The 24289-nt window shown below is 60.9% G+C and carries 23 protein-coding genes; 3 read left to right on the plus strand and 20 right to left on the minus strand.

All coding sequences use genetic code 11. The features are described from left to right. Positions 1–113: 113 nt before the first annotated feature. Genes guaA through guaB form a run of 3 tightly spaced genes read right to left on the minus strand, consistent with a single transcriptional unit; the run spans position 114 to position 3831 of the window. The gene (gene guaA / locus NA29_RS13120) at positions 114–1697 is read right to left on the minus strand and encodes a glutamine-hydrolyzing GMP synthase (RefSeq protein WP_039398693.1); all 1584 of its coding nucleotides are present in this window, start codon (positions 1695–1697) and stop codon (positions 114–116) included. Next, positions 1672–2364: a hypothetical protein gene (locus NA29_RS13125; protein WP_052252910.1), complete on the minus strand. Its 693-nt coding sequence runs from the start codon at positions 2362–2364 to the stop codon at positions 1672–1674. Before NA29_RS13125 ends, guaA begins: the two co-directional genes overlap by 26 nt. A 6-nt stretch (positions 2365–2370) precedes the next feature. After that, positions 2371–3831 (minus strand): IMP dehydrogenase, encoded by a 1461-nt coding sequence (gene guaB, locus NA29_RS13130; RefSeq protein ID WP_039398694.1) that lies wholly within the window; start codon positions 3829–3831, stop codon positions 2371–2373. Between the two features lie 281 nt (positions 3832–4112). On the opposite strand from guaB, the gene NA29_RS13135 reads away from it, so the two are divergent. Continuing rightward, a complete protein-coding gene (locus NA29_RS13135) occupies positions 4113–5042 on the plus strand; it encodes a DMT family transporter (RefSeq protein WP_039398698.1) in 930 nt (309 codons plus the stop codon). A gap of 56 nt (positions 5043–5098) precedes the next feature. On the opposite strand, the gene NA29_RS13140 is transcribed toward NA29_RS13135, so the two are convergent. Next, positions 5099–5437: an RnfH family protein gene (locus NA29_RS13140; RefSeq protein WP_039398700.1), complete on the minus strand. Its 339-nt coding sequence runs from the start codon at positions 5435–5437 to the stop codon at positions 5099–5101. Continuing rightward, the gene (locus tag NA29_RS13145) at positions 5427–5861 is read right to left on the minus strand and encodes a type II toxin-antitoxin system RatA family toxin (protein ID WP_039398702.1); all 435 of its coding nucleotides are present in this window, start codon (positions 5859–5861) and stop codon (positions 5427–5429) included. The genes NA29_RS13140 and NA29_RS13145 overlap by 11 nt, the downstream gene beginning before the upstream one ends. A gap of 147 nt (positions 5862–6008) precedes the next feature. Here NA29_RS13145 and smpB point away from each other — a divergent pair, with 147 nt between their 5' ends. After that, complete coding sequence (gene smpB, locus NA29_RS13150; RefSeq protein WP_039398704.1) at positions 6009–6455, plus strand: SsrA-binding protein SmpB; 447 nt, start codon at positions 6009–6011, stop codon at positions 6453–6455. Between the two features lie 138 nt (positions 6456–6593). Here the strand turns inward: smpB and NA29_RS13155 are convergent, their stop codons facing one another. The 3 genes from NA29_RS13155 to ppsA form a co-directional block, all read right to left on the minus strand. Next, positions 6594–7568, minus strand: a complete 975-nt coding sequence (locus tag NA29_RS13155; protein WP_039398706.1) for an SPFH domain-containing protein — start codon at positions 7566–7568, stop codon at positions 6594–6596. A 154-nt stretch (positions 7569–7722) separates the two neighbouring features. Beyond that, positions 7723–8157 (minus strand): NfeD family protein, encoded by a 435-nt coding sequence (locus NA29_RS13160; protein ID WP_039398709.1) that lies wholly within the window; start codon positions 8155–8157, stop codon positions 7723–7725. Between the two features lie 156 nt (positions 8158–8313). Beyond that, positions 8314–10704 carry a phosphoenolpyruvate synthase gene (ppsA, locus tag NA29_RS13165; protein ID WP_039398710.1) on the minus strand — a complete coding sequence of 797 codons (2391 nt, stop codon included), beginning with the start codon at positions 10702–10704 and terminating at the stop codon, positions 8314–8316. A gap of 266 nt (positions 10705–10970) precedes the next feature. On the opposite strand from ppsA, the gene ppsR reads away from it, so the two are divergent. Then, positions 10971–11861: a posphoenolpyruvate synthetase regulatory kinase/phosphorylase PpsR gene (gene ppsR / locus NA29_RS13170; RefSeq protein WP_084104225.1), complete on the plus strand. Its 891-nt coding sequence runs from the start codon at positions 10971–10973 to the stop codon at positions 11859–11861. Between the two features lie 107 nt (positions 11862–11968). Here ppsR and NA29_RS13175 read toward each other — a convergent pair whose 3' ends face one another. The 12 genes from NA29_RS13175 to uppS form a co-directional block, all read right to left on the minus strand. Continuing rightward, on the minus strand, positions 11969–12748 hold the full coding sequence (locus NA29_RS13175) for a TrmH family RNA methyltransferase (RefSeq protein WP_039398712.1): 780 nt from the start codon (positions 12746–12748) through the stop codon (positions 11969–11971). Next, entirely contained in the window at positions 12745–13380 is a 636-nt protein-coding gene (gene rnhB, locus NA29_RS13180; protein WP_052253263.1) for a ribonuclease HII, read from the minus strand. The genes NA29_RS13175 and rnhB overlap by 4 nt, the downstream gene beginning before the upstream one ends. Positions 13381–13490: 110 nt before the next feature. Then, a complete protein-coding gene (gene lpxB, locus NA29_RS13185; RefSeq protein WP_039398716.1) occupies positions 13491–14666 on the minus strand; it encodes a lipid-A-disaccharide synthase in 1176 nt (391 codons plus the stop codon). Positions 14667–14669: 3 nt separating this feature from the next. Beyond that, complete coding sequence (gene lpxA, locus NA29_RS13190) at positions 14670–15461, minus strand: acyl-ACP--UDP-N-acetylglucosamine O-acyltransferase (RefSeq protein ID WP_039398718.1); 792 nt, start codon at positions 15459–15461, stop codon at positions 14670–14672. A gap of 17 nt (positions 15462–15478) precedes the next feature. Beyond that, positions 15479–15937: a 3-hydroxyacyl-ACP dehydratase FabZ gene (gene fabZ / locus NA29_RS13195; protein ID WP_039398720.1), complete on the minus strand. Its 459-nt coding sequence runs from the start codon at positions 15935–15937 to the stop codon at positions 15479–15481. Then, a complete protein-coding gene (gene lpxD, locus NA29_RS13200) occupies positions 15934–17022 on the minus strand; it encodes a UDP-3-O-(3-hydroxymyristoyl)glucosamine N-acyltransferase (RefSeq protein ID WP_039403411.1) in 1089 nt (362 codons plus the stop codon). Before lpxD ends, fabZ begins: the two co-directional genes overlap by 4 nt. A 14-nt stretch (positions 17023–17036) precedes the next feature. Next, positions 17037–17573: an OmpH/Skp family outer membrane protein gene (locus NA29_RS13205; RefSeq protein WP_371328934.1), complete on the minus strand. Its 537-nt coding sequence runs from the start codon at positions 17571–17573 to the stop codon at positions 17037–17039. A 52-nt stretch (positions 17574–17625) separates the two neighbouring features. Continuing rightward, positions 17626–19929 carry an outer membrane protein assembly factor BamA gene (gene bamA, locus NA29_RS13210; protein WP_039398722.1) on the minus strand — a complete coding sequence of 768 codons (2304 nt, stop codon included), beginning with the start codon at positions 19927–19929 and terminating at the stop codon, positions 17626–17628. Positions 19930–20002: 73 nt separating this feature from the next. Continuing rightward, a complete protein-coding gene (gene rseP, locus NA29_RS13215; protein ID WP_039398724.1) occupies positions 20003–21394 on the minus strand; it encodes an RIP metalloprotease RseP in 1392 nt (463 codons plus the stop codon). A 42-nt stretch (positions 21395–21436) separates the two neighbouring features. After that, positions 21437–22636 carry a 1-deoxy-D-xylulose-5-phosphate reductoisomerase gene (gene ispC / locus NA29_RS13220; RefSeq protein WP_039398726.1) on the minus strand — a complete coding sequence of 400 codons (1200 nt, stop codon included), beginning with the start codon at positions 22634–22636 and terminating at the stop codon, positions 21437–21439. Positions 22637–22638: 2 nt separating this feature from the next. After that, positions 22639–23448 (minus strand): phosphatidate cytidylyltransferase, encoded by an 810-nt coding sequence (locus NA29_RS13225; protein WP_039398728.1) that lies wholly within the window; start codon positions 23446–23448, stop codon positions 22639–22641. Next, positions 23448–24230 carry a polyprenyl diphosphate synthase gene (gene uppS, locus NA29_RS13230; protein WP_039398730.1) on the minus strand — a complete coding sequence of 261 codons (783 nt, stop codon included), beginning with the start codon at positions 24228–24230 and terminating at the stop codon, positions 23448–23450. The genes NA29_RS13225 and uppS overlap by 1 nt, the downstream gene beginning before the upstream one ends. Positions 24231–24289 lie beyond the last annotated feature (59 nt).

Genomic DNA, 24289 nt, shown 5'->3' on the forward strand with positions numbered 1-24289 from the left:
GCTCAGATTGCCTGAGCCGCCAAACCTCGCTAAACCTTTAGCTAAACTTCTATTTCACTATCGTCTCGTGCGGATTTCGATATATCCCGAAACGGTGTGAAGCGACGCCGGGATTACTCCCACTCAATCGTCGCAGGCGGCTTACCCGAGATGTCATAGACGACACGGTTCAAACCACGCACTTCGTTGATGATGCGGTTCGAGACTTTGCCGAGCAGTTCGTGCGGCAGGTGTGCCCAGTGCGCCGTCATGAAGTCTTGCGTCTGTACGGCGCGCAGCGCCACGACCCACTCGTACGTGCGGCCATCGCCCATCACGCCAACGCTCTTGACCGGCAGGAACACCGCGAACGCCTGGCTCGTCAGTTCGTACCAGGTCTTGCCGCTGTTCGGCTCGACGGTGTTGCGCAGCTCTTCGATGAAGATCGCATCGGCGCGACGCAGCAGGTCCGCGTATTCCTGCTTCACTTCACCCAGAATACGCACCCCCAGACCCGGGCCCGGGAACGGGTGACGGTAGACCATGTCGTGCGGCAGGCCGAGCGCCACGCCCAGTTCGCGCACTTCGTCCTTGAACAGATCGCGCAGCGGTTCCAGCAACTTCAGACCCAGCGTCTCCGGCAGGCCGCCCACGTTGTGGTGGCTCTTGATCGTCGTCGCCTTCTTCGTCTTCGCACCGCCCGATTCGATCACGTCCGGATAAATCGTGCCTTGCGCCAGCCACTTCGCGTTCTTCAGCTTCTTCGCTTCCGCCTGGAACACTTCCACGAACTCGCGACCGATGATCTTGCGCTTTTGCTCCGGATCCGTCACGCCCGTCAGGTGGCCCATGAACTGTGCCGTCGCGTCGACGTGCACAACCTTCGCGTGCAGACGGCCCTCGAACATTTCCATCACCATCTTGCCTTCGTTCAGGCGCAGCAGACCGTGGTCGACGAACACGCACGTCAGCTGATCGCCAATCGCACGATGAATCAGCGCCGCCGCAACGCTCGAATCCACACCGCCCGACAGACCGAGGATCACTTCCTCGTCGCCCACCTGCTCGCGGATCGCCTTGACGGCTTCCTCAATGTGGTCGCGCATGATCCAGTCCGGCTTCGCGCCTGCAATCTCCAGCACGAAGCGCTCAAGCAGTTCGCGGCCCTTCACGGTGTGCGTGACTTCCGGGTGGAACTGCACAGCGTAGTAATGACGCTTGACGTCGGCCATACCGGCGATCGGGCAGCTCGGCGTCGACGCCATCAGCGCAAAGCCTTCCGGCAGTTGCGTGACCTTGTCGCCGTGGCTCATCCACACCTTGAGCATGCCGTGACCGTCGTCGGTACGGAAATCTTCAAGGCCGTCGAGCAGCGGCGTATGGCCATGGGCGCGCACTTCGGCATAACCAAACTCGCGATGGTTGCTGGCTTCGACCTGACCGCCCAACTGGACCGTCATCGCGAACATGCCATAGCAGATGCCCAGTACCGGCACGCCCAGATCCCAGACGGCCTGCGGCGCACGCAGATCCTGATCCTCATACGTGCTCGCGTGGCTACCCGACAGAATGACAGCCTTCGGATTGAATTCGCGGATGAATTCGTCCGTTACGTCGTTCGGGTGGATCTCGCAGTAGACGTGCGCTTCGCGAACGCGGCGTCCAATGAGCTGGGTGACTTGCGAGCCGAAGTCAAGAATGAGGATTTTGTCGTGCATCGTGAGGTACGGATGAAGTGGATTCGTTGGACGTCGGCGCCGTGTCGGAAGGCACGGGCGTGACAATGCCGGTGGCGCCCACAGGCGCGACCGGCGTGCTATTGACTGGTGCGGAGCCGCCGCGAGGCGTCTCCATGCGCGGCTCAGCGCGCGTGCCACGGGCCTCGTCGACGACCCGCGCATCGGCATAATCTCTCGGTGCGTCGCGTCGCGTGTCGCTCACGACACCGCCTCGCACCCGCTCGCCTGCCTGCTGCGCCGCCTGTACGCGCTCTTTCGTGCGCACACTCGACGCGAGCTTGACGAGAATCCCGCCCACGACCAGCAGGACAGCCCCGAGCATGGCAAGCATCCACTTGCCCCCGCTCGACACCACCAGCTGGCCGGAGATCAGCCACCCCAGCACGAACGCACCGCTGATCCAGTTGATATGTCCCGTCACTTTCGCGACGGTTGACGTCAACTGGCCATTCACGGTGGCGTGCCATTGCAGCCAGGCCACGCCAATGAAGGCCACACCAAGTACCTGCGCATACAGCACAGGCGATGGCGCGGGCACATCAATGGCCGCATACAGCGATGACCAGAACGACGCAATCAGCAGCACACCAAGTGCCAGATTCAACGCCGCATCGAGGAACAGTACCGTACGCAACATGGCCTTCATGGGCAATTACTCCACGTGGTAGTTGGGGGCTTCCTTCATGATCTGGACGTCGTGCACGTGCGATTCGCGCATGCCGGCGGCCGTGATTTCGACAAATTCTGCCTTCTCGTGCAAGTCCTTGATCGACGGGCAACCCAGATAACCCATCGACGAGCGGATACCGCCGGTCAACTGGTGCAGGATCGCGTTCACGCTACCCTTATAGGCCACGCGGCCTTCGATGCCTTCCGGCACGAGCTTGTCGGCATTGTTGGCCGGGTCCTGGAAGTAACGGTCTGCTGCACCGTCCTTCATCGCACCCACTGAACCCATGCCACGGTAGCTCTTGTACGAGCGGCCCTGATACAGGAACACTTCGCCCGGCGCTTCTTCCGTGCCGGAGAACATGCTGCCCATCATTACGGTGTGCGCACCGGCGGCCAGCGCCTTGGCCACGTCGCCGGAGTAACGGATACCACCATCGGCGATCAGCGGAACGCCCGTTTCCTTCAGTGCTTCGGCCACATTCGCGATAGCCGTGATCTGCGGAACACCGACACCTGCAACGATACGCGTCGTGCAGATCGAGCCCGGGCCGATACCGACCTTGACGGCGTCTGCGCCGTGCTCGACCAGCGCCAGCGCGGCGCTTGCCGTCGCAATGTTGCCGCCGACGACTTCAATCTGCGGGAAGTGCTTCTTGACCCACTGCACGCGGTCCAGCACGCCCTGGCTGTGACCGTGCGCCGTATCGACCACGATCACGTCGACACCGGCCGCGACCAGCAGCTCGACGCGCTCTTCATTGTCCGCGCCCACGCCAACGGCAGCGCCGACACGCAGCTTGCCGTGTTCGTCCTTGCTTGCCAGCGGGTATTCCGTCGCCTTCGTAATGTCCTTGACCGTCATCAGGCCGCGCAGTTCGAACGCGTCGTTGACGACCAGCACGCGCTCGAGGCGGTGATCGTGCATCAGACGCTCGGCGTCGGCCGGCGATGCGCCTTCACGCACGGTGATGAGCTTTTCCTTCGGCGTCATGATCGCGCGCACCGGCTCGTCCAGGCGGCTCTCGAAACGCAGGTCGCGATTGGTCACGATACCGATGAGCTGCGCGCCCTCGACGACCGGGAAACCGGAAATGCCATGCTGGCGCGACAGCGCGATCACATCGCGCACCTTCATGTGCGGCGGAATCGTGATCGGGTCACGCAGAACGCCCGACTCGAAACGCTTGACCTTCGAGACTTCCCGCGCCTGCTCAGCCGGCTTCAGATTCTTGTGAATGATGCCGATACCGCCCTGTTGCGCCATGGCAATGGCCAGACGCGCTTCGGTCACCGTATCCATGGCGGCCGACAGCAAAGGCATGTTCAGGGTAATGTTGCGCGTAAGCTTGGTTTTCAGGCTGGTGTCGCGCGGAAGAACGGCAGAGTAGGCCGGGACGAGGAGCACGTCATCGAATGTGAGTGCTTTTTGGATCAGACGCATGGCAAATCCTATAGGCGCAAAACCGAATTATACAGAAATCGCGCGTTGCATGGCAGGTCTGCCCCACATGTCAAGGGGCTTTTTCCCCGAGGGACGGATTCGGCACCGCCGCAAGGCAAAACCAGCCGTCGCCCGGTCGAAAGCCGTGACGCGGGCCTTCCCCCGCCAAGTGCCGGATTTCACAATCTGCCTGCACGGAGCGAGTGCTATTCTTGCGCCCTTTCCGGCAGGCATTCGACCGGACGCTTCCTGTATTAACCACCATCCACGAGCTAGATTTCATGGGCAAAGGCATTTCGTACGGACTGGCCGCGGGCGCACTATGGGGACTAGTGTTCCTTGCCCCGCGCCTGCTGCCCGGCTTCTCGCCGCTGGAGTTGTCGGCAGCGCGCTACGTCCTGTACGGATTGGTCTCGGCGGCGTTCCTCGCCCCGCTCTGGCCACGTTTGCGTCATTCCGTCACGAGTAACGACTGGCGGGCGTTATTCCGCCTGAGTCTCGTCGGCAATCTGGTCTATTACCTGTTTGTCGCCGCGTCGGTGCAGATGGCGGGCATCGCGCCGGCGTCGCTGATCGTGGGCGTGCTGCCCGTGACCGTCACGCTGGTCGGCAGCCGCGATCATGGCGCCCTCCCGCTGCGGAAGCTGGCAGGCCCTCTGGCCCTGGTCGTCGCTGGCATCGTCTGTATCAACGTCGACGTCTTCACGCATGCCGCTGCGAGTGGCGGCGACTGGCGGATGACGCTTGCCGGTGTCGTTTGTGCGGTGGGGGCACTCGCGAGCTGGACATGGTATGCCGTCGCGAACGCCCGATATCTCGCGAAATTCGGACATTTCACGAGTCAAGAATGGTCGTTACTGACGGGAGTGGCGACGGGGGTGCTGGCGTGCGCACTGGCGATTGCCGCCTTGCTGCTGCCGCATCCGGTGACAGCGGACGTTCCGCGCGACTGGCAGATGTTTCTGATCGTGAATATCGCCGTGGCCATCGGCGCATCGACCATCGGCAATGCATTCTGGAATGCAGCGAGCCGGACGCTGCCGCTCACGCTGTCAGGGCAACTGATCGTGTTTGAAACGCTGTTCGCGCTCGTCTACGGCTTCATCTATGAGCACCGGCTGCCGCGTCTGCTGGAGATCGCCGCGGTGGTGTTGTTGCTGGCAGGTGTCAGTGCGTCGGTGCGATTGCATTCGCGGGGATCGACGCACTGATTGACGGCCGATTCCGATCGGAATGTCCGGTCCGGCTCGACCTTGCCTCACCGCCCTCAGCCACCCTTGCGGGCGCTGCCCAGCCACTTCTGCCCTTCGCGGCTGCCCTCGTTGCGGACTTTTTCCACGCGTCGCTGGCGCGCCAGCTTCGGATCGGCCTTGAGCGTGCGGTAGATCTCGACACGGTCGCCCGCCTCCACCGCCGCATCCAGCGCGCGCACCTTACCGAATACGCCGACCTTCATGCGGCCGAGATCCAGCTCTGGAAACCGTTGGAGCAGTCCGCTGCCCTCGATTGCATCGCGCATCGTCGCGCCTTGAGCCAGCGTCACCGGGACAATCGTTTGCTCGCCGGGCAGCGCGTAGCAGACTTCGACGTTCAGCTCACTTGGCATAAACCGTCTCCGCACGTTTGACGAAGGCGTCTACGAACGTATTCGCAATGTGACTGAACACCGGACCGATGACCTTTTCGAGCAGGAAATTCGCAAACTCGTAGTGCAGACCGAATTCGATCTTGCAGGCGTTCTCGCGCAGGGCCGTAAACTTCCACGTACCGTGAAAACGTTTGAAAGGCCCCTCGACGAAGGTCATCTGTATGGAGTGCGGACGCTCCTGGAGATTGCGCGTCGCGAACGAATGCTTCAGGCCTTTGAAGTCGATGATCAGCGACGCTTCCATGCTGTGCTCGTCCTGATGCCGAATATCGACACCGCCGCACCAAGGCAGGAATTTGGGGTAATCGGCGACATTGGTCACCAGATCGTACATTTGCTCGTCGGAAAAATGCACGAGAACGGTTTTACTGACTTCGGCCATCGTCTGTCGGGCTGTGAGTGCGAGCGAAACGTGCGCTGTCGATCCGCATGCGTCGCAAGCCGCCTCTTGCCGAGACTCTTTGTTAAAATCGCTATTTTACCCGAGCCCGACTCACCGGGTCCGACCAAGTTACCCCGCCAAGGATCCATGAGCATCATCGACAACAGAAAGGCCTTCTTCGACTACTTCATCGAGGAGCGATTCGAAGCAGGGATCGCGCTCGAAGGGTGGGAAGTCAAGGCAATTCGCGCCGGGCGGGCGCAGATCAAGGAAGGCTATGTCGTCATCAAGAATGGCGAGATCTTTCTGATCGGCGCGCACATCAGCCCGCTGCAATCGGCATCGACACACATCAACCCCGATCCGGTCCGCACCCGAAAACTGCTGCTCAAAGCCGACGAAATCAAGAAACTCATCGGCAAGGTCGAGCAACGCGGCTACACGATCGTCCCGCTTAACTTTCACTACAGCAAGGGCCTCGTGAAATGCGAGATCGGACTGGGCAAGGGCAAGAAGCTGCACGACAAGCGCGAGACGGAAAAGGAACGCGACTGGAATCGCGAGAAAGCACGACTCATGCGCAATCCGACCTGAGATTGACGCTAAACGACAAGTGACGAGCGACAGCGCTCTCGCGCAAAAGAAAACGGCCCGCTCGGGCCGTTTTCATGTCGTCAGTCACCTGTGCAACAGAGAACGCCTTCCGGCCCCTCCTCATCCGCCCGCTTGCACTCAACGGCGCGGCACAGAATTACCGAAGCCACCGGCGCCACCGTCGACGGGTGCATTCGAACCACCTTCGGTGCCACGCACGATCTTGAGCGCCGAGGCGATCATGCCGCTCATGTCCGAAAAGTTGCCCGGCACAATCAGTGTGTTGCTCGTCTTGGCGACCTTGCTGAACGCGTCGACATACTGCTCTGCGACCTTCAGGTTGACGGCTTCCATGCCGCCTTGCGTCTGAATCGCCGTGGCAATCTTGTGGATGGCTTCGGCGTTAGCTTCTGCAACCGCAAGGATGGCCGCCGCCTCACCCTGCGCCTGATTGATCGCCGCCTGACGCTCACCTTCCGACTTCTGAATCGCCGCCTCACGCGCACCGGACGCCAGGTTGATCTGCTCCTGCTTCTTCCCTTCCGATGCTGCGATCAGCGCACGCTTCTCACGCTCCGCCGTGATCTGCGCCTGCATGGCGTGCAGAATTTCCTTCGGCGGGGTCAGATCCTTGATCTCGTAGCGCAGAACCTTCACGCCCCAGTTCGCCGCCGCTTCGTCAAGCGCATTCACCACGCTGTGGTTGATGAACTCCCGCTCCTCGAACGTCTTGTCCAGTTCCAGCTTGCCGACCACGCTACGCAGAGTCGTCTGGGCGAGCTGCGTAATGGCCACGATGAAGTTGCTCGAGCCGTACGACGCCTTCATCGGATCCGTCACCTGGAAGTACAGAATGCCGTCCACTTGCAACTGCGTGTTGTCCTTGGTGATACAGATCTGGCTCGGCACGTCGAGCGGGATTTCCTTGAGTACATGCTTGTAAGCGACACGGTCGACAAACGGCACGACGATCGACAGGCCCGGCGTAAGCGTCCCGTGATACTTACCGAGACGCTCCACCACCCACGCGTGCTGCTGCGGCACGATCTTGATCGACCGAGCCGCGATGATCACCGCAATGATGAAGAGAATGAAAGCGACGTTGGATAACATGTTTTCCCCTGAAGCGCCGACCTTGATGGTCAGCTAGTTCCCCGATGCCCCGCAATGGCGGGACATGTCGTCAGACAGCAACGACGCCGAAGTGTTCTGTACACGCATCGACGTCAGGCGAAAGGCTTCGACGTCGACCATTGAACCGTACGATCTATGCCGTCACATGCGCGACGTACAACCGGCTACCGCGCACCTCGCGGATGACGAACCACCCCGCATCGGGTGCCTCCCCCGGCATCAATTCCACATCCCACTCAGCGCCCCGATACATGGCACGCGCCTGACCATCAGGACGCCATCCGTCGACATGCAAACGCTGGCCGATATCGAGATTGGTGTTGGGGTCGGCCGAGGCATCGACCTTGATGCGACGCTGGCCAAACCGGCTGCGCCGCAACAGCCAGACCGCCACCCCGGCGACGATCGCCGCCACGACCCACTGCAACGGCCCGTCGGCACGCAGCAGCGCCGCAATGCCGCCGGCTGCCACGCCAAGCGCCACCATGAGGAGATAGAACGTCCCGCTCGCCAGCTCCAGCACCACGATCAATCCGGCAACGCCGAACCAAAGCCAAGCCTGCTCCATCGCAACCCCCAGAAACGAAAAAACCCCGGTGTTATACCGGGGTTTATAGCACGAAACCCACCGAGCAGCGCACGCGTCCCAAGGGATTGCGCAGCGTTTCAGTGGCGTCCGAGATGCCGCTCGGACGCTTCCTATTTCAGGTGTTTCTCGCGACGCTTACTTTGCCACCTTGGCGAGTTGCTGCCACGTTTCCACGACCGTGTCCGGGTTGAGGGACATCGAGACGATACCTTCCTTGACCAGCCACTCGGCCAGATCCGGATGGTCCGACGGGCCCTGACCGCAGATGCCAACGTACTTGCCTTGCGCCAGGCAGGCCTTGATGGCACGGCTGAGCATGAACTGCACTGCCGGGTCACGCTCGTCGAAGTCCTTCGCCAGCAATTCCATCCCCGAATCACGGTCCAGACCCAGCGTGAGCTGCGTCAGGTCGTTCGAGCCGATCGAGAAGCCATCGAAGTACTCGAGGAACTGGTCGGCCAGAATCGCATTCGACGGCACTTCGCACATCATGATCAGCTTGAGGCCGTTTTCACCACGCTTCAGACCATAGCCTGCGAGCATGTTGACCACGCGCTCCGCCTGACCCAGCGTGCGCACGAACGGCACCATGATCTCGACGTTCGTCAGACCCATTTCGTCGCGAACGCGCTTGAGCGCACGGCACTCCATCTCGAACGCTTCGGCGAAGTCTTCCGAGATGTAACGCGACGCGCCACGGAAACCCAGCATCGGGTTTTCTTCATCCGGCTCGTAACGCGAGCCGCCGATGAGCTTCTTGTACTCGTTGGACTTGAAGTCCGACAGACGCACGATGACGCTCTTCGGATAGAAAGCTGCCGCAATCGTGGCGATGCCTTCAGCGAGCTTGTCGACGTAAAACGCACGCGGCGACGCATGACCGCGAGCCACCGATTCCACCGCCTTCTTCAGGTCGGCGTCGATATTCGGGTACTCGAGAATCGCGCGCGGGTGCACGCCGATGTTGTTGTTGATGATGAATTCCAGACGCGCCAGACCCACACCGCTGTTCGGGAGTTGCGCGAAGTCGAAGGCCAGTTGCGGATTGCCCACGTTCATCGTGATCTTCACCGGGATCTTCGGCATTTCGCCACGCTGAATCTCGGTCACTTCGGTCTCGAGCAGACCGTCGTAGATCTTGCCTTCGTCGCCTTCTGCGCACGACACGGTCACGAGCGCGCCGTCCTTCAGCAGGTCGGTGGCGTCACCGCAACCGACCACGGCCGGCACACCCAGCTCACGCGCGATGATGGCCGCGTGGCACGTACGACCGCCGCGGTTCGTCACGATGGCTGAAGCGCGCTTCATCACCGGCTCCCAGTTCGGGTCGGTCATGTCGGCAACCAACACGTCGCCCGGCTGAACGCGTTCCATCTCGCTCGGATCCATGATCACGCGCACCGGACCCGCGCCGATCTTCTGGCCGATCGCGCGCCCCGTGGTCAGCACCGGTGCGTCGCCCTTGAGCTTGAAGCGTTGCTCAGCCTTGCCGACGGACTGGCTCTTCACCGTCTCCGGACGCGCCTGAAGAATGTAGATCTTGCCGTCCTTGCCGTCCTTGCCCCACTCGATGTCCATCGGACGACCGTAGTGCTTCTCGATGATCAGCGCGAACTTGGCCAGCTCGACGCAATCGTCGTCGTTGATCGAATAGCGGTTACGCAATTCCATCGGCACGTCGACGGTCTTCACACGGCCCGGTTCGCCCGGTTGCGTGAATTCCATCTTGAGCAGCTTCGAGCCGAGCGTGCGACGGATGATCGGGTACTTGCCGGCGTTGAGCGTCGGCTTAAAGACGTAGAACTCGTCCGGATTCACCGCGCCCTGAACGACCGTTTCACCCAGGCCATAGCTGGCCGTGATGAACACCACGTCCTGGAAGCCCGACTCGGTGTCGATCGTGAACATCACGCCCGATGCGCCGCAGTCCGAGCGCACCATGCGTTGCACACCGGCCGACAACGCCACTTCGGCGTGCGTGAAGCCCTTATGAACGCGATACGAAATGGCACGGTCGTTATACAGCGACGCGAACACGTGCTTCATGCGATCCAGCACGTCATCGATACCGACAACGTTCAGATAGCTTTCCTGCTGACCGGCGAACGAGGCGTCCGGCAGATCTTCGGCGGTTGCCGAGGAACGCACGGCAAACGACGCATCCGGCTGGTCGGCCGTGATGCGTGCGAACTGTTCGCGGATGTCCTTCTCGAGCTGCGGTTGCAGCGGCGCGTCGACGATCCATTGACGGATTTCGGCACCGGCTTCTGCGAGCGCCTTGACGTTATCCACGTCGAGACCCTCGAGACGCTTTGCAACGCGCTCGGTCAGGTTGTTGTGCTGGAGGAACTCGCGGAATGCGAAAGACGTCGTGGCGAAGCCACCCGGCACGCGAACACCTGCGTTGGCCAGTTGGCTGATCATTTCGCCAAGCGATGCATTCTTGCCGCCGACCGACTCGACGTCGGTCATGCGCAGATGCTCAAACGGCACCACGTAGGCGCCGTCGTGTGCTGCGTTAGTCATAAAAGCCCCTAAGGTAAGAAAAAAAATTCTCGGCGGACCGGCTGGGACTGACGTGGGCCGGTCGACCTGTTGGATAAGAAATCGCGCCTTGGCAGCGTCGGGGACCAGGGGCTGAGCGCCCGACGTCCTGCATCGGACCACCGTCATTTCCCGGAGCGCCCCGTCAGACGGGGCTGACATGGAACCGGGCGCGATGGCCGCGCAATTGCTTATCCAACAAGTTGCCGCTATTCTACCGTGCAATGCACCATTTTGCGATTCTGCGCATGAGCGACGCCATCACTCCCGGAAATTCCCCTACACCCGCCCCTGAGGCCCCCGCCGCGCCGGTCAAACCGGTTGCCGCAAGGCCCGTCTTCATCGTCTCCGATGGCACAGGGATTACGGCCGAAACGTTTGCGCATTCGATCCTTGCGCAATTCGAGATGCGTTTCCGTCAGATTCGCGTTCCGTTCGTGGATTCCGTCGATAAAGCCTATGAAACGGCCCAACGCATCAATGAAATGTATCGGACGGAAAACGTTCGTCCGATCATTTTCAGCACGTTGGTGGACGCGAGGGCCAACGAGATCCTGCGCAATTGCCAGGGCGTGATTCTCGACATGTTCCAGACGTTCATCGAGCCGCTGGAGCAGGAACTCAATCTCAAGTCGATGCATGCCATTGGCCGCGTTCACCAGAACGCCGACAGCGAAGCGTACAAGAACCGTATCGAGGCGGTGAACTTCTCGCTCGCCCACGACGACGGGCAGTCCAACAAGAACCTGCAAAGCGCCGACGTGATTCTCGTGGGCGTCTCTCGCAGCGGCAAGACGCCGACGACGCTCTATCTCGCCATGCAGTACGGCGTGAAGGCGGCCAACTATCCGCTGATCCCGGACGATTTCGAGCGCGAGAAACTACCCTCCACGCTTGACCAGTACAAAGAAAAGATTTTCGGACTTTCCATCGATCCGCAACGGCTTTCGGAAATCCGTAACGAGCGTCGTCCGGGCAGCAAGTATGCATCGCTCGAAAACTGCCGCTATGAGGTCAACGAAGCCGAAGCAATGATGCGTCGCGAAGGGATCAAGTGGCTCTCCTCGACGCACAAGTCGATTGAGGAAATCGCGACGACGATCCTTCAGGAAATCAAGCTGGAGCGCGACGTCTACTAACGTCCAACAACGTCGACCGACGCCCGCCTGAGATCTATTTGGCACGATGGCAACGCAAAAGGGACGCATTAGCGTCCCTTTTTCATTCGCACCGGCCGACATCAGACTTACGACAATCGCTGCCGCACGGCTTCAAACAAGCAAATAGCGGCGCACGCTGCGACGTTCAACGACTCCATCCCGCCCGGCTGAGGAATGCGGATCGGCGTCTGCACTCGCTCGAGCCAATGGGGCGACACGCCCGCCCCTTCGTTGCCGAAAACCCACGCCACCGGACTACGCAAATCCTGCTCGTAAAGCGACGTGCTCGCTTGCAAGCTTGTGGCCAGCAATGGCACCGACAGTCGCGGCGCCAGCGAATCCGGCGTGCAATGCTCGACGATGTTCAAAGAAAAATGTGCCCCCATACCCGAGCGCAACACCTTGCTGGACCAGGTAAGCGCAGTGCCTGACATGCAGTAGACGTCGCGCACGCCTGCGGCCGCCGCGCTGCGCAGGATCGAGCCTACGTTACCGGCATCCTGAACGGCATCGAGAATCACGCAATCCGTCGTCTGTGACGCCGGCAGACGCCCCGAAGGCATCTCCACCACGAAGAGCAGCGACACGCCGTTGACCAGCGTCGACAACGGCTCGAACAGCGCCTCGGGCAAACACACGCGCCGATCCGCCTCGACCCGCGCCCAAATCTGCGCGACCTCGTCGTTATCCAACGCCGAGTCTGCCGCCACGCAAACGAGTGGCTGTCCTAGCGCGCCGAGATAGGCGTCAGCAAGATGCACGCCTTCGAGCAGCGTCTGGCCCAGCTTGCGGCGCTGCTGGTTCGACTGCGCGAGTAACTTCAGGCGCTTGTAGAAGGGATTGTCTTTGGAACTGATGAGCTTCATGACGTACGGACCACGCGTGACACCGTCAACGCGCCGAAAATTTCAAACGCTTCGCGCACAGGCGCAAACGACTGGCGGTGATGCGGACTCGGTCCGTGGGTGCGAAGCGCTTCGAGGTGCCTGGGCGTACCGTATCCGACGTGCTCGTCGAAACCATACTGCGGAAACTCCTCGTGAAGTGCCGCCAATTGACGGTCACGTGTAACTTTCGCCAGAATCGACGCCGCCGAAATCGCGGGCACCTTGTCGTCCCCCTTGATCACGGCTTCGGCACGCATCGGCAACACCGGGCACCGATTGCCATCGATAAGCGCCAATGCTGGCACGCGCGAAAGTCCGTTCACCGCACGCTGCATGGCGAGCATCGTCGCATGAAGGATATTCAGAGAATCGATTTCCGCCACGCTCGCCTCGGCGATACAAAATGCCAGCGAGCGCTCGACGATTTCCTCGTAAAGCGCCTCGCGACGAAGCGCGGTGAGCTTCTTCGAGTCAGCCAGCCCTTTGATCGGGCGCGACGGGTCGAGAATCACCGCCGCTGTCACGACCGGACCGGCCAGCGGTCCGCGACCGACTTCGTCGACGCCGCAGGTCAGATCGGCTGCGATATCCGCGAACAGATCGAACGTCATCTGCGCAGTCGTAGCTTTCACCGTACGCGTGCGGGGCTTCACGGCGGGAGACGTTACGCTATCGCTCACGGAAGTTTTACGCGTCGTGCGACGCACTTTCACGTCGTCCGTCATAGCCGTCCCTTTTCGCGCAGTACGCGCTCGATGACCTCTGCCGAGCGTGCCGCCGTGTTCTGACGCAATTCCTCGTGAATCTTCGTGAAACGCGCTTGCAACGATGCGCGCAGCGCCGGATCGGTCAATTGCTGCCAGACGGCATCGGCCAGGGCTTCCGGCGTTGCGAAATGCTGCAAAAGCTCTGGCACGACGAATTCGCCGCACAGAATGTTCGGCAAGCCGACGTAAGGCAAATAGCCCTGACGCTTCATGATCTGCGCCGTCAGCCAGGGCACCTTGTACGAGATCACCATTGGCTTCTTGTACAGCGCGGCCTCCAGCGTTGCTGTACCGCTAGCAAGAAGCACGCTGTCTGCGGCTTCCAATGCCAGCGGTGCGCGTCCGTCGATCACCGTCAGATTGAGGTCGCTGTGGGCATCGAAAATCGGCTGCATCAGCACGCGCAGACGAGGCGTTGCAACCGGCAGGACGAATCGAATCGACGGCTCTCGCTTGGCTAACAAACGCATCGCCGCAAAAAACACCGGCGTGAGACGCTGCACTTCAGACGTACGGCTACCCGGCAGAATCGCAACGACAGGCCCGTCGCCCTGAAGTCCCAATGTGGCGCGCGCCCCCGCGACGTCGGGCACCATCGGAATCTTGTCCGCCATCGGATGACCGACAAACGTGGCGTCAATTCCAGCGCGGTGATAGATCTCTGGCTCGAACGGAAACAGGCACAGCATGTGATCGACGGCGCGCTTGATCTTCTTAATGCGTCCGCCGCGCCACGCCCAGATCGACGGACTCACAAAGTGAATCGTCGGGATGCCCGCTTCACGCAGCTTGATTTCGAGATCGAAGTTGAAATCCGGCGCATCGAAGCCAACGAACGCGACCGGCTTTTCCGCCAGCCAGCGCTCGCGCAATTGCTTTCGAATCGAGAGGATTTCGCGCAGATGCTTGATGACTTCGACGTAGCCCATGACGGAGAGCTTGTCGATCGGCCAATAGGCGTCGAAGCCCTCTTGCGCCATATGCGGACCACCGACACCCGCGTAGGCGATGTCGGCCGGAAGACTCTGCTTGAGTCCGGCAAGCACGTTGCCGGCAATGAGATCGCCTGACAGCTCCCCGGCCACCATCGCCAGGGTTCGCTGGCCGGCGCCGGGAAGGGTCGGCGACATAGGTCAGCGCACGATACCGCGCGTGCTTGCGTTGAGGAAATCGAGCAGTGCGCGCACTGCCTCGAAAACGTCCGGAGCGCCGGCATTGCCGAAGGCTTCGATCTGCACCTTGGCTTCGTCCAACGTCAACCCGCTCTTGTAGAGCAGCTTGTACGCGTGGCGCAGCGCCGTGATTGCATCGGCGGAAAAGCCGCGACGACGCAACCCTTCGACGTTGATGCCGTACGGTACCGCACGATCACCGGAAGCGATCACGAACGACGGCACGTCCTGCACGAGCACCGACGCACCGCCCACCATCGCGTGAGCACCGATACGCACGAACTGATGCACACCGGTCATACCGCCAATGATGGCCCAGTCGTCGACATGGACGTGGCCCGCCAACTGCGCATTGCTCGAAAACACCGTGTGATTACCGACGTGGCAATCGTGCGCGATATGCACATAAGCCATGATCCAGTTATCGTTGCCGACACTCGTCAGGCCACCGTCCTGCACCGTACCGGTGTGGATGGTCGTGAATTCGCGAATCGTATTGCGGTCGCCGATGACGAGCTTGGTCGGCTCGCCCGCGTACTTCATATCCTGCGGACTGCCACCGACCGACGCGAACGGGCCAATCTTGTTGCCCTCGCCCAGCGTCGTATGACCGTCGATCACCGTATGCGCAAGAATCTGTGTACCCGCACCGACCGTCACGTTCGGGCCGACAATCGCGTACGGACCGACAACGACATCGGCCGCCAGTTGCGCCTTCGGATCGACGACGGCTGTGGAATGAATGTTCGTCATGAGCGTCTCAGTTCCGGTTATTCGCCGTTCTTCTTGACCATGCACATGAACTCGGCTTCGGCAGCCAGCTTGCCATCCACCGTTGCCTCACCCTTGAACTTATAAAAGCCGCGCTTGTGGCTGATGAAATCGACCGAGAGAATGAGCTGATCACCCGGTTCGACCGGACGCTTGAAGCGTACGTTCTCGATACCCACGAAATAATAGAGCGTGTTTTCGTCGTGCACCGCCTCTTCCGAGAAAGTGAGCAACGCTGCGGCCTGCGCCAACGCTTCAACGATCAGCACACCCGGCATCACCGGACGCTGCGGGTAATGGCCGGTGAAGTACGGCTCATTGATCGTGACGTTCTTGATGACCTTGATGTTCTTGTGCGGCTCCAGTCCGATCACGCGATCCACCATCAGCATCGGATACCGATGCGGCAGCAGCTTCATGATCTTGTGGATGTCGATAGTAATAGTGGTCTCGCTCATTTATCTTGCAGGTCCTTGACCTTCGCTTCAAGTTGACGCACGCGGTCGCGCATCTTGTCCAGATTGCGCATGATCGCCGCGTTTTTATTCCATTCTGCGTTCGGGATCGCCGGAAACGCGCTGGTGTAAGTGCCCGGGCCGGGAATCGATTTCGATACACCCGACTTTGCCGTCACGATGACCTTGTCTCCAAGCGTCACATGGCCCGCAATGCCGACGTTGCCGCCCAACATGCAGAATTTACCGATCGTGCTGCTCCCGGCAATACCGGTGCATGCTGCAATGACCGTAAAGGCGCCAACGCGCACGTTGTGCGCGATCTGTACCTGATTGTCGATCTTGCAACCGCGCTCGATCACGGTATCCGCCATGGCGCCACGGTCAATGGTCGTCGACGCGCCGATCTCGACGTCATCTTCGATCACCGCACGCCCCACCTGCGGAATCTTCACCCATTCGCCGCCTGTCGCGGAGAAATCGGGCGCAAAACCAAACCCGTCCGAACCGATGACCGTGCCTGCGTGAATCACGCAACGCGCACCGATCACACTCGTGTGATAAAGCGTGGCATTCGGATAGACGAGCACATCGTCGCCCAGCGTCGTGCCCCGGCCGACGAACACATTCGCCATCAGACGGACACGCTCGCCCAGACGCACGCCCGCTTCGATCACGACGTTCGGTCCGATTACGCACGAAGCCGGCACGACGGCGGACGCATCGACGACAGCACTTGGATGGACGCTAGCAGGCGGCACCGGTGTCGCCGCGTCGGCGAACATCTGTGCCACGCGGGCGAAGTACGCGTACGGATTCGGCGCGACGATCCACGCACGGCCTTCATGCGAAGGCAGCTTGTCGAAGTCTGCTTTGGAGAGAATGACAGCAGCCGCGCCCGAGTTGGGCACTTCCGCCAGATAAAGCGGATTGGACAGGAAGGCCAGTTGCTTTGCGCCCGCGCGATCAAGCGGCGCCAGGCCTTCGACGGCAACGTTGCCATCGCCCACCAGCTCGCCGCCAAAGCGTGCGACCAGTTGGGCCAGTGTGACCGATGGCACAGATGGAGTAGACGACGATCCCGACATCGAATGCACGCCCGTCACTTGCCGCTGGTGCCGCCACCCGAACTTGCGTTCAGCGTCTTGAGCACCTTGTCCGTAATGTCGATACGCGGGCTGACGTAGACCGCTTCCTGCACGATCAGATCGTACTTGTCCGCCTCGGCAATCTGCTTGATGACGCGGTTCGCGCGATCGAGCACGGCCGCGAGTTCTTCGTTACGACGCTGGTTCAGGTCTTCACGGAACTCGCGTTGCTTACGCTGAAATTCGGTGTCGGCAGCGGCCAGATCACGCTGACGCTTGGCGCGCTCGGCGTCGCTCAACGTCGGATTGTCCTTGTCGAGCTTGTCCGACATCGCCTTGAGACGTTGAGCCATGTCTTGCAGCGCCTTGTCCCGTGTGGAGAACTCAGCCTCAAGTTTGGCTTGTGCGGCCTTGGCCGGCGTGGAATCGCGCAGAATGCGATCCGAATTCACAGCGGCGATGCGCGCATCCTGAGCCGTGGCAGCAAAGGCCGCACCGGCCAGCAACGCCGCGGCGACGCCGCGAAGGCAATGCTTACGGATACCGTTCAATGTATTACCCCTTACAACGATGAAACGTTCGGAACCGGTCGATCTGCCGTTATTAGAACGACGTACCGACCTGGAACTGGAATTTCTGATACTGGTCGCCCGTCTTCTTGACGAGCGGGAAGCCCATCGAGAGCTTGAGCGGGCCAATCGGTGAAATCCACGACAGACCGAAACCGTAAGAATAGCGCAGGTTATTGAAGGTAATCGCCTGGCCGTTATCGAACACGTTACCGCCGTCGAAGAACGTAAAGATGCGCAGCGTACGATCGTAACCCGTGCCCGGCAGCGGGAACGTCAGTTCGACGTTACCGATCAGCTTCGATGCACCCCCCAGCGGTTCGCCGTTCGTGTCCTTCGGACCCAGCGAGCTCGGCTCATAACCACGCACCGAACCGATACCGCCCGCGAAGTAGTTCTTGAAAATCGGGAACGGCTGACCGCCCATACCGTGGCCGTAGCCCACTTCGCCGTTCAGCGCCAGCGTAAAGCCGCGGCTCACCGGGTAGTAGTACTGGTGCTGATAGTACGCGCGGAAGTACTTGGTCGTTCCGATCGGCGTACCGATTTCGATGTTCGCCTGCTGGTAGTGACCACGGTTCGGGATCAGCGCGCTGTCACGCGAGTCGCGCGACCAGCCCACCGTCAGCGGATAGTTGTTGCTGACGTAACCGAACTGGTTGGCATAGTCGATGTAGCGTTGCGGCGTCGTGCCGTCGCTCGTCAGATGCAGACGCGTCTGTTCGAAGCCCAGACCGAAGAAGACCGTGTCGACTTCCGAGAACGGCACGCCGAACTTCAGGTTGCCGCCCAGCGTATTGATACGGAAATCCGAATCGCTGGTCAGCAGCAGCGGCTGATACGTACGGTAGTAGATGTCGGTAATACGGCTCACACCGTCAACCGTGAAATACGGGTCGACTTGCGTTACGGCCAACGTACGATACGTCTTACCGGTGTTCACGTTCACGGACAGCGACGTACCTGAGCCGAACACGTTGTCCTGGCTGATACCTGCCTGCAACACCACCTTGTCGGTCGAGGAGAAGCCGGCACCGACGTTGATCGTGCCCGTCGGCTTTTCTTCCACCTTCACCTGGAGGTCGACCTGATCGTTCGAACCGGCCACCGGCTCGGTCGTGACGTTCACGTCGGTGAAGTAGCCCAGACGGTTGATACGGTCCTGCGACAGCTTCAGGCGGTCGGCGTCGTACCACGAGCTCTCGAGCTGACGCAGTTCGCGGCGAATCACTTCGTCACGCGTACGCGAGTTGCCGACGATGTTGATCTTGCGCACGTACACACGACGGCCCGGATCGATCGACAGATTGAGCGCGACGGTGTGGTTGTTACGGTCGATGTTCGGTTGGGCGTTCACGTTCGCAAACGCGAAACCATAGTTGCCCAACAAATCGGAGATGGCTTTCGTGCTCGCCTGCAGTTTGGCCGCCGAGAAGGTATCGCCGGCCTTGAGTTGGATGAGCTTCTGGATGTCGTCTTGCTTACCGAGCATTTCGCCCGTCAGCTTGACGTCCGACACCTTGTAGGGCTCGCCTTCGTGAATGTTGATCGTGAGGAACATCTCGTCCTTGTCCGGCGTAATCGAGACGTCGGTGGAGTCGATGTTGAATTCCAGATAACCGCGGTTCAGATAGAACGAACGCAGCTTTTCCAGATCGCCCGTGAGCTTGTCCTTCGAGTACAGGTCGTTCTTCGAATACCACGACAGCCAGTTCGGCGTGCCCAGTTCCATCTCGGCCGTCAGGTCCGACGACGAGAAGGCCTTGTTGCCCACGAAGTTGATCTGCTGAATCGTCGCCTTCGGACCTTCCGTCACGGCGAACTGGATGCCCACGCGATTGCGCTCGAGCGGCGTGATCGTCGTCTTGACCTCGGCAGCGTAGTAACCGCGCGTAAGGTATTGACGCTTAAGTTCTTGCTCAGACTTGTCGAGCAGGTTGCGGTCGAAGGTGCGACCTTCAGTCAGGCCGACCGAGCGCAGTGCCTTCTTCAGACCGTCTTTGTCGAATTCCTTGATGCCGAGGAAGTCGATGGAAGCAATTGCGGGACGCTCGTTGACGTGCACCACCAGCACGCTGCCCTGCGCTTCAACGCTCACGTCCGAGAACAGGCCCGTGGCATAAAGGGCACGAATTGCTTCGGTGCCCTTATCATCGTTGAACTTGTCACCGGGTTTGACCGGCAGGTACGAGAAGACAGTACCGGGTTCAATACGCTGCAAGCCCTCCACTCGGATATCCTTGACCACAAACGGCTCGACGGCCCGTGCCAGGAAACTGTGTGCCGCCAGAACCGCAATCACCAGGGTCTTCGGAACAAGGTGGTATTTATTCGACAACTTGCTTCCCCAAGAAACAATTGAATCGTAAAAACTCGGATTTGCCTGCGACCGGCAGGCACGTGACGCTGTCCTAGTGCAACAACTTCGACAGGTCGTTGAAAAGTGCTACGGCAGAGAGCGCAAGGATGCAAACGATGCCCACTCGTTGCAGCGCGCCCTGCCACCGTTCGGAAACTGCCCGACCGGTAATCGCTTCGACCGCATAATATAACAGATAGCCACCGTCCAAAACCGGAATCGGCAATAGATTCAATACGCCGAGGCTAATGCTGACAAGCGCCAGAAAGGCGATGAAATAATCCAGACCGAGCCGAGCCGAACGCCCTGCGTAATCCGCAATCGTCACCGGACCGCTCAGATTCTTGAGCGATGCCTGCCCAATGATCATCTTCCCAAACATGCGCACGCTGAAGGCTGTCACATCCCACGTGCGCTGCGCCCCGCGGCCAATCGCCTCGAATAGCCCGTAGCGGACGGTCACCGAATCGACCTGACTGGCCAGCGCTGCGCCGATCTTGCCCACACGCTCGCCCCCCGTCGTTGCCGAATCGACTTCCACATTCGGCGTCAGTGTGACGTTTTGAGGGCTGCCGTCCCGGCGCACCGTCAGGGTCATCGGCTTGCCCGGGTGGGCACGAACGGCATCGACGAGCGCCTTGGCGGACGTCACCGGACTGCCATCCACCGCCGTAATCTCGTCGCCCACGCGTAACCCGGCAAGTCCGGCAGCACCGCCTGCGATGATCTGTCCTACCTTGACGCGCGCTGAGGGCACCAGGCCCAGACGCTGCATGAAGTCCTGTTCGCCATCTGCGTCGAAATGCTGCCCGGCCGCGTCCAGCGTGTATTCCGCACGGCCATCGCGCGTGCGCGCCACCAGCGTCACGCGCTGCCCTTCGATCATCGGGTCGACCAGGCGCCAGCGAAGATCTTCCCAGGAACGCACTGCCGCTTCCTCGCCGACGGCCTCATCGGGACTTCGGCCGTTTTCCCGCACCCCGGTGATCAGTTCGCCGCCGGACAACCCTGCACGGGCTGCAAGCGTGCCGGCCGCAGGCGGCGCGATTCGCGCGACAGGCTCCGCCACCCCCGCCAGATTCAGGCTCGCATAGAGGGCAATGGCAAGGAGGAAGTTGGCGACCGGACCGGCCGCCACAATGGCGAAACGCTTGTAGACAGACTTTTGATTGAACGCACGCGCCCGGTCTTCCGGGGCGACGATCTGCGTTTCGTCACGCTCGTCAAGCATGCGGACGTAACCGCCGAGCGGCAATGCGCAGACCGTCCATTCGGTGCGGTCCCGCCCCATCGTCCATTTGAGGAGCGGCGTCCCGAAGCCCACCGAGAATCGCAGAACCTTCACGCCGCAAAGCCTTGCGACCGTGTAGTGGCCCAACTCATGGAACACCACCAGAACACCAATGGCGATGGCGAACGCTAGCAACGTGGTCAGCAGATTCATGAGCGGACGAGCCCCGGGGAAATTACGACATGGGCAGCGGCGTCAGGAACGCGCTGGTGCAGGCAAACCGGCAACGATCTCCGTCGCGAGTTCGCGGGCACGATGGTCGGCTTCAAGCACGACCTCGAGCGAGGTGGCCTCACCCACGGCGACGGTGTCGAGCACGCGCTCGACCACCTGCGCAATCGCGGTGAAACGGATGCGTCCTTCTAGGAACGCCGCCACGGCCACTTCGTTGGATGCATTGAGCAAAGCACCCGCCGTACCGCCGCGATGCAGCGTGTCGAACGCCAGACGCAGACATGGGAAACGGCGCAGATCCGGCGCCTCAAAGGTCAGCTTGCCGATGTCCGCGAGATTAAGTCCGGCAACACCAGACGTCACCCGATCGGGAAACGCCAACGCGTGAGCGATCGGCGTGCGCATATCGGGGTTGCCAAGCTGCGCCAGTGTCGAGCCATCTGTGTACGTGACCATCGAGTGAATCACGCTTTGCGGATGAATCAGTACCTCGATCTTCTCCGGCGGCATATTGAACAGCCAGTGCGCCTCAATGACTTCAAGGCCCTTGTTCATCATGCTCGCCGAGTCCACCGAGATCTTGCGGCCCATCACCCAGTTCGGATGCGCGCATGCTTCGTCGGGCGTCACATTCTCGAGCGACGCCAGCTCGCGCTCACGGAACGGGCCACCCGAAGCGGTCAGCACCAGTTTCTCGACACCACGTGTCGAAATACGGTTCTCCCCGGCGACTTGCGGCAAGCATTGGAAAATGGCGTTGTGTTCGCTATCGAGCGGCAGCAACGTGGCGCCCGCGCGCTCTGCGGTCGCCATGAACAACGCACCGGAAAGCACCAGTGACTCTTTGTTCGCGAGCAGAATGCGCTTGCCTGCGCGTGCAGCAGCGAGCGTCGATTGCAGACCTGCCGCACCCACGATCGCCGCCACAACCATCGTGACCTCGCCGGCCTCGGCGATTTCGATCAGCGCTTGCGGGCCATACGTCACGTCGATCTTCAGGCCCGCCTCGGCCAGACGCGCCGACAGCGCGCGTGCGCCATCTGCATCGGCCACGACCGCCACTTGCGGACGATGAGCGACACACTGCTCAAAAAGACGATCGAGATTACGGTGCGCCGACAGCGCATAGACCGAGAAGCGATCCGGATGACGCCCCACGACATCGAGCGTGCTAACGCCAATGGAGCCAGTGGAGCCGAGAATGGAAAGACGTTGCGACATGATCAGACGAAGAGCATAGCCAGTGGGAGCACCGGGAGCAGCGCATCGATTCGATCGAGCACACCGCCATGACCGGGCAGCAGCGCGCTGGAATCCTTCACGCCGGCTTGCCGCTTGAGTTGAGATTCGAACAGATCGCCTACGACCGAGAAAGCCACCAGCACCGTCAACGCCAATGCGCCGAGTGCGAGGCCCAACGTGCTGGCGAGATGAGAAACGATGGTCGGCGCCTGCAATCCGCTGACGAGCACTGCCGCAGCAATCACGAGGACCAGCAGCCACCCGCCGATAGCACCTTCCCACGACTTTCCGGGACTGATGGACGGCGCGAGCTTGCGTTTGCCGAAAGCTCGTCCGGCGAAATAAGCGCCGGTGTCGGCGAGCCAAACGATGATGAGCACCGACAGCAGGAAGGCGACGCCACGCTCACGCGCGAGACAAAGCGCCTGCCAGGCGGCAATCAGCAATACCGGCCCAGCCACCAGCAACAGACCACGCCACGCGCCTTGCGTCGCGGGCTTACGTGCGAGGGTGTAGGGTCCGGCGAGAATCCAGAAGACAGCGGCCGGTTTGAGCCAGATCGACGACAGCGTCCAGCCCCCTGCCCAGGTCAGCCCGACACCCAACAGGGCCAGCGCGCCATAAAAAACGGCACCCGTGCCGTTCAGTCCGACCAAACGCCCCCACTCCCACCCGGCGGCAGCAACGATAACGGCCGCGAGCAGCGCGAACTGCGCCGGCGTACCGACGAAGATCACGGGCAAAAGGATGGCAAGAAGTACGACAGCGGTAATAACGCGTGTCTTGAGCATCAGGCGGATTGTCCCGAGGGGTTCTGGACTTGCGCGCTGGTACGGCCAAAGCGGCGCTCGCGCTGCTGAAACTCGGCGACCGCCCGCTTAAGCGTATTGGCGTTGAAGTCCGGCCAGAATTCTTCGGTGAAATACAGTTCAGTGTACGCCAGTTGCCAAAGCAGAAAATTACTGACGCGCTGGTCGCCGCCGGTACGGATAAAGAGATCCGGCTCCGGTGCATAAGCCATGCTCAGATAGGGCGCGAGATCGTCTTCCGAAAACGACGTATCGAGCGCTGCAGCCCCCCCCTGCGCGACACGCGCAGCGGCGAGCTTCTGAGCTGCCTGGAGAATATCCCACCGCCCGCCATAATTGGCGGCGATGGTCAAAGTGAGACCTTTGTTGTCCTGCGTACGCTCTTCCGCACGCCTGACGAGTTCCTGAATGCGCGGCTCGAACGCTTCGAGCGCACCAATGACGCGAAGACGGATGCCGTTGCTGTGCAGCTTCCCCACCTCGCGCTCGAGCGCGAGAATGAAAAGCTGCATGAGCGTCGAGACTTCATCCTGCGGACGACGCCAGTTCTCGGAACTGAACGCAAACAGGGTCAGGTACTCGACGCCAAGCTCGGCACATGCCGTCACCGCTTCACGCACGGCGTCAACACCACGCTTGTGCCCCGCAACGCGAGGCAATTTACGACTGGTAGCCCAACGCCCGTTGCCGTCCATGACGATGGCAACGTGGCGCGGAATGCTCGCTGTCTCAGGAGCAGAAAGCGTAGAGCTGAGAAAACCCATTGAGTTACGGCGCGGAGTCGGGCGCGAAAGTCTGCGGAGATTGAGCGGTAAGTGCCGTG

The organism is Pandoraea sputorum (genome assembly GCF_000814845.2).
Lineage (GTDB): Bacteria > Pseudomonadota > Gammaproteobacteria > Burkholderiales > Burkholderiaceae > Pandoraea > Pandoraea sputorum.